At 71.4% G+C, this 9,158-nt stretch carries 6 protein-coding genes; 2 read left to right on the top strand and 4 right to left on the bottom strand.

Annotated elements, in window-relative coordinates; all coding sequences use genetic code 11:
- A partial coding sequence (locus D7W79_RS33465) for a hypothetical protein (RefSeq protein WP_244222114.1) occupies nucleotides 1-352 on the top strand: 352 nt, incomplete at its 5' end.
- 22 nt (nucleotides 353-374) lie between these two features.
- Here the strand turns inward: D7W79_RS33465 and rtcA are convergent.
- Together rtcA and D7W79_RS33475 are read right to left on the bottom strand one after the other, a co-directional pair.
- Nucleotides 375-1,451 (bottom strand): RNA 3'-terminal phosphate cyclase, encoded by a 1,077-nt coding sequence (rtcA, locus tag D7W79_RS33470; RefSeq protein WP_120529405.1) that lies wholly within the window; start codon nucleotides 1,449-1,451, stop codon nucleotides 375-377.
- 102 nt (nucleotides 1,452-1,553) lie between these two features.
- The gene (locus D7W79_RS33475; protein WP_120529406.1) at nucleotides 1,554-3,488 is read right to left on the bottom strand and encodes a CocE/NonD family hydrolase; all 1,935 of its coding nucleotides are present in this window, start codon (nucleotides 3,486-3,488) and stop codon (nucleotides 1,554-1,556) included.
- A gap of 300 nt (nucleotides 3,489-3,788) precedes the next feature.
- Here D7W79_RS33475 and D7W79_RS33480 point away from each other — a divergent pair, with 300 nt between their 5' ends.
- Nucleotides 3,789-5,378, top strand: coding sequence for an ADYC domain-containing protein (locus tag D7W79_RS33480; protein ID WP_120529407.1), 1,590 nt, complete (start codon nucleotides 3,789-3,791; stop codon nucleotides 5,376-5,378).
- On the opposite strand, the gene D7W79_RS33485 is transcribed toward D7W79_RS33480, so the two are convergent.
- Entirely contained in the window at nucleotides 5,379-8,051 is a 2,673-nt protein-coding gene (locus tag D7W79_RS33485; RefSeq protein ID WP_120529408.1) for a protein kinase domain-containing protein, read from the bottom strand.
- A partial coding sequence (locus D7W79_RS33490; protein ID WP_147442173.1) for a sigma-54 interaction domain-containing protein occupies nucleotides 8,048-9,158 on the bottom strand: 1,111 nt, incomplete at its 5' end. The genes D7W79_RS33485 and D7W79_RS33490, both read right to left, overlap by 4 nt.

Genomic DNA, 9,158 nt, shown 5'->3' on the forward strand with positions numbered 1-9,158 from the left:
GCCCTCCCCCTCGCTCCCCCGGCTTGTTCTCGTCCTCGCCCTCGTCTGGGGCGGCGCTGTCCTGGCGCAGCCCCAGCGCCGGCAGCCCCAGGAGTTCCAGAACCGCAAGGAGTTGACCCAGGCAGAGAAGGACGCCGCCAAGGCGCGCGCCATGGGCAACAACCTCAACGGTTACGGCAAGGACGTGCAGATCAAGGAGACGCCCATCCCCTGGATGGCCATTGGCCTCGTGGGCATCGTCTTCCTCGTCGCTACGCCCTTCGCCATCCGCGCCTACCGCGGCACCGTGAAGGAGATGGCGGACGTGAACACCTTCGGCGCCCGCGGCAGCGCCTCCGAGGACGAGGCTTAAGCCAGCCCCGCGCTTCTCCGCCTCACGCCGGACGGACCTCCACGCTTCCGCCCGGCTCCACCTGGATGTGCACCGGCAGGAAGCGCCGCAGCACCTCCGCCTGGACCGTCAGCTCGCCGGTGATGCGAGCCGCGGTGAAGCGCGTGGTGCCCGGCGTCACCGCCCCCAGCCTTCCTGACGCCAGGAGCGCCGCCGGCAGCAGCAGCTGCTCCGCCAGGTGTTCGTCGAGCGCGCCGCCCGTCTCCATGAAGCGCGTCAAGGCCTCCGCCGCCTCGCGCCCCACCCCTTCGGCGTCCAGGCCGCGCTCGCCCAGCGACGTGAAGGCCGCCACGGTGTGCTCGAACTGCGCCAGCACGAACGTCGCGGACCCCTGCGAGCGCGTCACCGCCAGCGGCCGGTTGTCGGCCTCCGCCAGGATGCCCCGCTCGCGCAGCGCGGCCACCGCTGCGCGGGACTGACGCTCCGCCACCGCGAAGGGCAGCCCGCCCACGAAGGACATCACCCGCACCTCGCGCAGCACGCCCCGCGCGGGCAGGTCCACGCGCACGGGAGGCTCCCCCGGGGCGCCCACCTCCGCGGTGAACTCGCCCGCGCCCTCCGGGTGGAAGCCCGCGTGGGTGAGCGACAGCTGCACGGGCAGCCCGTACGCGCGCGCCACCGGCAGCCATGCCCCGACGAGCGCGTGGAAGCTGGGCCCGCCGCGCAGGTGCGTGCCCCCGCGCAGCGTGAGCCGTCCGCCGCCCGCGAGCGCCAGCGGATACACCAGGCACTGGAAGAGGCGCGGGGTGCTGCCGGACGCGCCGGCCTCCAGCAGGTAGTCCCCCGCGCGCACGGGCCCGGGAGTGAAGCGAAGTTCGGTGGCGCCCACGACGGCGCCCTCGCTGGTGCCGCTGGACAGCGCCTCCGCGCCGCGCACATAGGCCAGGTGCTGGGGACGGAGGCCCGCCGGCTCGCGGTGCTCGCGCAGCCCGGTGAGCTGGAAGGGACGGCCGGTGATGAGCGAGAGGGACAGCGCCGAGCGGAGGACGTGGCCGCCCCCCTCCCCCAGGCTTCCGTCGAGCAGCACCCGACCGGCGTCGGGCCGGTCGTGACCGGTCATGTCCCTCCCGTCATGGCGTGGCGTGGCGCGCGGCCTGGCAGCGGCCGCCCGCCTTGGTGGCGGGCGCGCAGCCTAGCAGACCGCGCGCGGGTGGACGGGGAACTACTCGTCCAATGCGGGCAGGACGTTCACCTTCAGTGCACTGGGCTGGGCCGCCGTGTGGTGCAGCCGGTGCATCGCGCGCACGAAGTCCGCCGGCTTCGCCTCGTAGATGCTGGGCACGAAGGTCTGCGGGTTGCGGTCGATGAACGGGAACCAGCTGGACTGCACCTGCACCATCAGCCGGTGGCCGCGCTGGAAGGTGTGGAACACGTCGTTGATGACGAACTTCACCTTCGTCACCTCGTTGGGCGTGAAGGGCTTGGGCTGCGAGTAGCTGTCGCGGAAGCGGCCGCGGAACGGCTCCCCGCGCACCAGCGTCTGCTGCGCGCCCCGGTTGCGCTCGCCGGCCTGCTCCTGCTCCTTCGTCCAGCCGGGCATCTTCCCGGGGTTCACGTCCACCAGCTTCACCACCCAGTCCGCGTCGCTGCCGGTGGTGGACACCCACAGCTCCGCCTCCAGCGGGCCCGCGAGCGTGAGGTCCTTCTCCAGCGGCGCCGTCTGGTAGGTGAGCACGTCCGGCCGGCGCGAGGCGAAGCGCTGGTCCTCCGTCATGTACGTCTTGGACCAGCCGGGGCTCAGGTCCTGCGTGTACGGCACGGGCTTCGCCGGGTCGCTCACGTACTCGTCGAAGGACGCCTGCGCCGCCGTGGGCGCCTGGAACGTCAGCGCGCCCTGGGGCTGGAAGTACAAGCGCGTCTCCTTCGTGCCCTTGGGCGGCCACGCGTCCAGCCGGCGCCAGCGGTTGGCGCCCCCCTCGAAGACGAACGCCTCCGGCACGGCCGCGTCCGGGCCGCCCTTCAGGTGTTGCTTGAAGAAGGCCAGGCCCAGCTCCTGGTACGTGGGGCTGGTGGGGAGGCCGAACTCCGCGTCCCCCAGCGACGAGCCCTCCCCGCGCATCCAGCCGCCGTGCGGCCAGGGGCCCATCACCAGCGTGTTGGCGATGCCGGGGTTCTGCTTCTCGATGGCGGCGTACGTGCGCAGCGGCCCGTAGAGGTCCTCCGTGTCGTACCAGCCGCCCACCACCATCACCGCCGCCTTGATGTTCTTCAGGTGCGGCAGCAGGTTCCGCGCCTGCCAGAAGGCGTCGTAGTTGGGGTGCGCGACGATGTCCTTCCAGAACGCGACGTCGCCCTTGAAGTGCTGGGGCTCCACGTTGGCCACCGGGCCCAGGTCCAGGAAGAACTGGTAGGCGTCCGGGGTGCCGAATTCATAGGGCTTCCACTCCGTGTCGTCGGTGAGCGTGGGACGCGGCCTGCCGAAGGCGGCGAAGAAGCTGAAGGTCATCTGCAGGTTGAGGGCGCCATGCCGGTGCATGTCGTCCCAGAACCAGTCCGCGATGGGCGCCTGCGGCGACACCGCCTTGAGCGCGGGGTGCGAATCAATGGCGCCCGCGGACGAGTAGAAGCCCGGATAGGAGATGCCCCAGAGGCCCACCTTGCCGTTGTTGTTCGGCACGCGCTTCACCAGCCAGTCGATGGTGTCGTACGTGTCGCTGCTCTCGTCCACCTCCTTGCCGCGCTTGTTGTCGCGGTGGGGGCGCACGTTGACGAACTCGCCCTCGGACAGGTAGCGGCCGCGCACGTCCTGGAAGGCGAAGATGAAGCCCTCCTTCTCGAAGTCCTTCGTGGCCAGGGCGCGCGGGTAGCGGCTGGCGCCATACGGGCCCACCGAGTACGGCGTGCGCGTGAGCAGCACGGGGTAGCGCTTCTGGGGGCTCGCGTCGTTGGGAACGTAGAAGGCCGTGAAGAGCTTCACGCCGTCGCGCATGGGGATGCGCACCTCGTACTTCGTGTAGTGCGACCGGAGGTACGCGATGCGCTCCGCCTCCGGATCCGCGGGAGGCTTGGGCGGTGTGGCCTGGGCCTGCGCGAATGCGGGGCCGGCCAGGGTGAACAGCGCGAGCGCGGCCACGAGGCCACGGCGGTGGAAGGTCATGCTCCCCTCCTCTTTGCAGCGAAAAATGCGGGGGAAATCCGGCGGAAATGCATCTTGGGGGAAGCCGCTGGGGCAAGGAAGCTGGAACGCCCGCCGCACCGCGCCGCGCGCTGTGCGTGCAAGGTTTGCACAGCCTCCTCACGTGCGAGGCCATGCAGCGATTGCATCCACGGCAAGGTTTGCACGACCGGCACAAAAGCAGACCTTCGTCTGCATCTTCATCCGCGCGGCGCGTTCCTTGTGTATCGGGGACGCGATGGCGCGCCCCCACGGAGTCGAAGGCCTGTGGGAGACGGACACATGAAGGTGAATGACAGGACGTGGACGCGGTGGTGCCTGGTGATGGGGATGCTGACGGCCCTGGGCGCTGAGGCGGAACCGCCTCCGGTGAACAGCGCGCAGGGCTCGCGGCTGCACGGCTCGGAGCGCTTCGAGACGGTGAACATCCCGCTGGAGTCCTTCGAGCTCGCCGCTGCGTCCACGGGAGCGGCGTGCACGAAGTCCGCGATGATGATGGCGGGCGGGCGGCTGGTGGGCACCCAGTCCTGCACCGGCGCCAGTCCTCCGGTGTGGTTCCTGGAGGGGACCGACCTCGTGGGCACGTCCTTCCGCGCGCCCTTCGAGGGACGTTCGGTGAAGCTCACCATCGAGGAGGTCCGCTGCCACGTCGGCATCACGGGGCCCGCCGTTCCGTGTACCGCGCAGAACCTGACGGACGGCAAGGCGTTCTGGGAGTACCGCGTGACGGCGGCGACGGAGGACAACCCGTCCCAGCCGCTGTGCCCCACGGGCAGCGGCTTCGCGCTCGCGTCGCCCCACGCCTGGTCCACCGGCGGCGAGCTGCTCCCCAACCCCGAGTTCTTCACCTTCGCCTGCGCGGCGAAGAACGAGGGCACCGCGAGCCAGCCGTTCTTCGTGGGCGGCGGCGTCATCGCCAAGTGCATCGACTGGGGCTACGCGCCCTGGGCCACGACGTTCCCGCAGGCCGTCGCGCTGGACTACCACCAGCTGTGCACGCGCATGGCCATGGCGGACTACTGCGGCGAGGGCCGGAGCAACACGCTGGACGGGACGCCGCTGAAGTTCATGAACACGCAGGAGGCCAACCAGTTGTTCACGGGGGACCTGCCGGCCACGCTGGAGGGCTACGCCCTGGAGGCCGTGTGGAAGGTGGATGACTGCGGCGGCGTGCGGCCGCTGTGTCTGGGCAAGAAGCGCTGGGACACGCTGCCCCTGGAGGCCACGTGCGTGAACCGCAAGCTCGTCCTGGCTCCGCGTCCGACGCGCCCCTGCGAATCGACAGACCTGGCGTTCCATGCCAACGAGACGCTGCTCGTGTCCTATTCGCTCTTCATCGACCGGTCGCTGGTGACGTTCATGGACGCCGCCACCAACAGCTACGTGACGACCACCGCGGTGATGGTGGATCCGCTGATCATCGAGGGCGGCTCCAACGTGATCGGGATCCACCTGGACCTGGATGGGAACGGGGTGGCGGACGTGACGCCGTTCACTGCGCAGCGCAAGGAGGGGGCCATCCTCTCCCCGAAGCTGCCCGTCGACATCCGGACGCGCATGGGCAGCTTCATCAAGCCGCTGTACCGGTGCCAGAACAGCAGCGGGGCCGCCCTGCTCACGGACGATTCGCAGTGTGACCGCCTTCCCGGCTACGCCCTCAAGGCCATCAACGGGGACCAGGGCATCGAGGGCTTCGTGTACAGCGCCGTGGGCGTCACCAGCACGGGCCAGCGCCGGCCGCTGAAGCTGTGGCGGTCCTTGCGTATGCCGGTCGTCTACGCCACGTCCACGCAGGCCCCGCCCGGGTTCATCCTCGTCCGGGAGCTGGGCTACCTGCCGGCGGTGGGACAGCTGCCGGGGCGCGATCTCTGATCAGGGCATGGACGCGCACACGCGCATCCCGATGAAGGGGAAGCGTGTGCGCGGTTCGCCGTCGCCGTGGTTGAGGGCGCGGGCGGTGAGCGCGTCCTGGTAGAACGAACCGCCGCCGTACGCGGGCTTGCCGTTCGTGTCCGTCACCAGCCACTCCCACACGTTGCCGGACAGGTCCGCCACGCCGAAGGGACTGTCCGACGCGGGATGCGAGCCCACCGCGTCCGGCCCGAAGGCGCGCGGCTTGCGACCGTAGGTGGCATCGAAGTTGGCGTCATCCGGCGCGAGCACCGGGCCGTGCGGATAGTCGCGGCCGTCCGCGCCCCGGGCCGCGCGCTCCCATTCGCGTTCGGTGCACAGGCGCGCGCGCGGCATGCGGCCGGTGGCATCCAGCCAGGTGACGTACGCGCGGGCGTCCTCCCAGGAGATGCCGGACACAGGGAAGCGGCGCCAGTCCTGTTCGGCGCGCAGGGCGCGGTCCTGGTAGCGCAGCGGCTCCCCTTCCCTCGCCAGGTACGTGATGCCTTCGTGTTCCAGGTGGAAGGTCCAGATGCCGTCCTTGCCCGGAAGCAGCTCGATGGTGCCGAAGTAGTTGGTGCCTCGGGGCCTGCGCGCGGCGCGCTCGGAGGTGGGCAGCTCTCGCAGCCACGCGAGCCAGTCCGCGTACGTGACTTCGTGGCGCGCGATGAGGAAGGCGCCGGTGGTGAGCCGGTGCATCGGGCGCGTGCGGATGACCGTGCGCCGGATGGTCTCCGCGTCGCCACTGCCGTAGAGGAAGCGGCCGGGGGGCACGTAGACGTAGCCGTCCGGGACGTGTTCGGGGAGGGAGACCTTCGTGCGGAAGGTCTCTCCCCGCGTGAGCATCACCGGGTATTGCACGGGCGGCCGGCCCGGGAGCGTGAAGGTCAGTCGGTGCGAGCCGGGCTCCAACGTGAGGCCGGAGGTCATGGGCGTCTTGTCGAAGGCCCTGGGCTCGGACCAGCGCGGGGGGCCGCCGGGCGTGGACTCGAAGGTTTCGACGTGGATGACGGCGCCGGGGGGATCGCTGTCCAGCTCCATCCGGACGGGAGCGGTCAGCTTGCGGCTCGTGCTGCCGCTCGGGTCCAGCTCATCGAGGTGCTGGGTCAGGGCGGTACGGACGCCGGGCTCGCGGTCGCGCTCCGCGACGAGGATGCGCTGGAGGAGGACTTCGGCGACGCGTTGGTCCAGGGCTCGGTTCGCGCCCCGGCCCACGCGCGTCTGCGCGGCTTCGAGGAGGGCGCTGGCGTCCTCGTAGCGGCGGGCCTGCTTCGTGCCCAGGTCCAGGGCCTGGGCCCAGGCGGTCTCCGCTTCGGCGGAGCGGTCCGTGTCGAACGCGGTGAAGGCCTCCGTGCGGAGCGCTTCGATGCGAGCGTCCAGGGCGCGGCCTTCATCGAGGAGGGAGGCCGCGGAGGCCATCGCCTGTTCCGCGTCGATGCGCCGGGAGCGATCGCCCCACCAGTCGCCGCCGATGAGGATGGCCACCGCGAGCCCCGGTAGCGCGAGCACGCGGGTGACGCGGAGCCAGCGTGGACGCGGCGCGATGGCCGGGGCCGCGTTGTGCGAGGCGCTGGACTCCAGCGCTTCGCTCAGGGCGTCCGCGGATTCGAAGCGCGCGAACGGATCATGCGCGAGGCAGCGCGTGAGGATCGCGGCGAAGGTGGCGTCGACGCCGGGAACGGCGACGTCCAGCGGTTCGAAGGTGCGGGGCCGCAGCGGGGCCTCCGCGAGCGGTCCGGGCGTGGGGCCTCCGCACAGCTCGTAGAGGAGCACGCCCAGCGAGAAGAGATCGCTGCGGACCGTGGCCGGCTCCCCCCGCCAGACCTCGGGCGCCATGTAAAGCGGCGTCCCGATGCGGCCTGTGGACAGCAGGTCCGCAGGGCCGATGAGTCGCTCGGGCGGAAGCGGAGTCGAGGTCGCGGTCCGTTGCGCCACCTCTGCGGGACGCTGTGAGTCTCCGGTGTCGGAGCTCACGAGATGGCGGGGCGAGGCATCCGGGCTGGCACCGTGGTTGAAGCCCACGGTCGCGGTGCGGCGCGAATCCTCCACGGCCTGGCCCTGGACTGTATCCATCGTGCCCGGCACATCCACCGTGGCATCACCCTCCACGGGCACGGATCGAGGGTCCTCCGGCAAGCGCACGGGCCCGACGGGCGCCATCGCCACGTCGAGCAGCTTCGCCACTCCGAAGTCGAGCAGCTTCACCTGGCCGTCCTCGGTCAGCAGCGCGTTCGCGGGCTTGAGGTCCCGGTGCAGCACACCCTGCCGGTGCGCCGCCGCGAGCCCCTTCGCCAACCCGATTCCAATCTCCAGCACGCGCGTCCACGGCACCGGCCGGGCCAGCCGGTCCAGGCTCTCCCCTCGCAGGAACTCGGAGACGAGATAGGGCCGGTCCTTCACCTCACCGACGCGGTGGATGCCCACCACGTTCGGATGCTGCACCCGGGCAATCGCTCGCGCCTCCGTGCGGAAGCGCTCGCGCTGCACTTCATCCGGTGCGACGCCCGCGATGAACTTCACCGCCACCAGCCGGTCCAGCACCGTGTCGTGCGCGAGGTACACCTCGCCCATCGCGCCGCGTCCCAGCGGCTGCAACAGGCGGTACTCGCCGAACGTCGCGGGTGGCTGCCACGCTGGAAGCGACTCGCTCCTCATCCACCCGCCGGGCCCCGGCCTCGCGAGGGCACGATGCGGTGCTGCTTCAGCTTGAACGCGAACGTGCGCAGCGGCATCCCGATGAGCTGCGCCGCCCGCGTCTGCACCCCGCCCGTCTCCTCCAGCGCCTCCTGCATCCGCCGCCGCTCCAGCGTCCGCAGCTCCTCCGCCAGGTTCTGGAACACCTTCGGCGTCTCCGTGCCGCCCTCCGTGCGCACGGCCTCCGGCTCCGCGTCCATCCCCGCGCGCAGTGACTCCGGCAGGTGCGACGGCTCCACCACCGGCCCCGGCGACGTGGCCACCGCGTACTCCACCGTGTTCTTCAGCTCGCGCACGTTCCCCGGCCACGCGTGCGCGCCCAGCACCTCCATGGTCGCGGCGGACAGGTGCAGCGGCGGACGCCTTGCCCTCGCGCACGCGTCCTCCAGGAACGCCCGCGCCAGCAGCGGCAGCTCCCGGGGCCGGTCCCTCAACGGCGGCAACACCACCACCGCCGCGGACAGGCGGAAGAACAGGTCCTGCCGGAACCGCCCCGCCTTCACCTCGTCCGCCAGCACCCGGTGCGTGGCCGCCACCACGCGCAGGTCCACCGGCCGCTCGCGCGAGTCCCCCAGCCGGGTGATCACCTGCTGATCCAACGCGCGCAGCAGCTTGGCCTGGATGGGCAGCGACAGCTCCGCCACCTCATCCAGGAACAGCGTCCCGCCGCTCGCCCGCTCCAGCAGGCCCGCCCGCGCCCGGTCCGCGCCGGAGAACGCGCCCCGCTCGTGGCCGAACAGCTCCGCTTCCACCAGGCTCTCCGGCAGCGCCGCGCAGTTGAGCGGCACGAACGGCTGCGCCGCGCGCGGCGACCAGTGATGCACCGCCCACGCCGCGTTCTCCTTCCCCGTCCCCGTCTCGCCGTGGATCAGCACCGGCAGCGGGCTCACCGCCAGCCGGCGCAGCAATTCGAACAGCCGCATCAGCGCCGCGTCCGCCACCACCACCGACCGCTCGCCCAGCGCCAGCCGGTACATGGACGGCCCGCTGACCCGCGTCTCTCCCGGTGCCGCCGCCAGCGCCGCCGCCTTCGCCGCGCCCAGCAGCGCATCCCCCTGCATCCCGTCC

Source organism: Corallococcus exercitus (assembly GCF_003611585.1).
GTDB lineage: Bacteria > Myxococcota > Myxococcia > Myxococcales > Myxococcaceae > Corallococcus > Corallococcus exercitus.